The organism is Limosilactobacillus reuteri subsp. porcinus, from assembly GCF_036621895.1.
Taxonomy (GTDB): Bacteria; Bacillota; Bacilli; order Lactobacillales; family Lactobacillaceae; genus Limosilactobacillus; species Limosilactobacillus reuteri_J.
Genome location: NZ_LN887474.1, coordinates 1 through 1,447 on the forward strand (window position 1 = coordinate 1; position 1,447 = coordinate 1,447).

1 protein-coding gene and 1 pseudogene are annotated in these 1,447 nt (G+C 38.1%); both read left to right on the forward strand.

What is annotated here, in order from left to right; all coding sequences use genetic code 11:
- Positions 1 to 14: 14 nt before the first annotated feature.
- A pseudogene (comGA, locus tag AACL61_RS08455) lies at positions 15 to 839 on the forward strand (competence type IV pilus ATPase ComGA); the annotation flags it as partial.
- Positions 757 to 1,447, forward strand: a 691-nt coding sequence (locus AACL61_RS08460; protein WP_339111243.1) for a type II secretion system F family protein, incomplete at its 3' end; no start/stop codon positions are given. The pseudogene comGA and the gene AACL61_RS08460, both read left to right, overlap by 83 nt.

Below are 1,447 nucleotides of genomic sequence, written 5' to 3' on the forward strand. Positions count from 1 at the left end.
CTAAGTGGGAGTAGTTCAACTCATACTTAAAATATTGCGCCAATATGGCAGTTAGTGAGCATCGACGACCCCAGCTAGGCGCTTTTAAATTTACTTATGCTCACCAAAAGATCAATTTACGCTTATCAAGTGTTGGTGATTATCAAGGGAGGGAATCATTAGTTATTCGCTTTATATATCCCCTTAATGATATTAGGTTTAATTTTTTAGTTCCTCACCAGTGGGAAATATTACAGAAGTACCGTCAACAACGAGGTTTGATTCTTTTTGCCGGGCCAATGGGGGCTGGTAAAACAACTACCATGTATCAGCTTGCTCGACAGCTATTGCCGAAACAAATTGTATTAACAATTGAGGATCCCGTAGAAATTGACCATCCGGGATTTATTCAATTGCAAGTAAATGAATTAGCGGGGATGGACTATGAAAGTTTATTAAAATTGGGATTACGGCATCGCCCAGATGTGTTTATCATTGGAGAAATCCGTGATTCACAGACAGCTGCTATGTCAGTTCAAGCCGCATTAAGTGGTCACTTAGTTTTGGAAACTATCCATGCTCGAAATGCTTATGGCGTTGTTTCTCGTCTTCAACAATTAGGGATAGATTCTTATTATCTTCAGCAAGTATTAACGGCGGTATCTTATCAGCGTTTAATTCCGTTGGTGAATGGAGAACAAGCCATCTTATGTGACCTGTTAAATCGACATCAATTTAGTGATTTGCTCAATGGCACCAAGAAAGGAGAAATGTCTAATGAATGGTCAAAAGCTCTTCAGCAGGCTGTGGAAAATGGAGAAATTACGGAGAATACTGCACGTCAATACCAACAAGGTTAAATTCAATCATCAGCAACAAGCAGATTTTTTCCTTTTATTAGCAGATTTGTTAAGTGTTGGCTTTTCTGTCAAAGAAGCACTTGGTTTTATCAAGGCTGTCAATCCGAAGCTAGCCCCTTGGATTGCTTCTATAGATAAACGAATGCAAAAGGGAGCGAGTTTTGCCCAGGGCCTACAGCAAGAAGTAAAAGACGATTTGTTTTATCAATTACTATTAGCAGAAAAACATGGTAATTTAACAAAAACATTGAGTGAAGTAGGAAAGATACTTACAGCACGAGAACGGCAACGAAAAAAATTATTTAGTCTCCTGCAATATCCGCTAATTCTTTTAGGGATGTTAGGGGTGGTAATTTGTGGATTAATTTTGTTTGTTTTTCCAGAATTGAAAGTCTGGCAAGGCGAGAGGCAAACTTTGCCGCTGATTCACATGATTAAGTTAGGAGCAACTTACCTTTTTACCGTTATCTTCATTAGCGCCGTATTTCAATGGCTAAGATGGCATCAAATGAATAAGGAACAACGGCTAATTAAGATCTGTACAATGCCGATAATCGGTAAATGTTATTGTTATTATTTTCAATATCTGAAACTTGAAAGCACTCAAA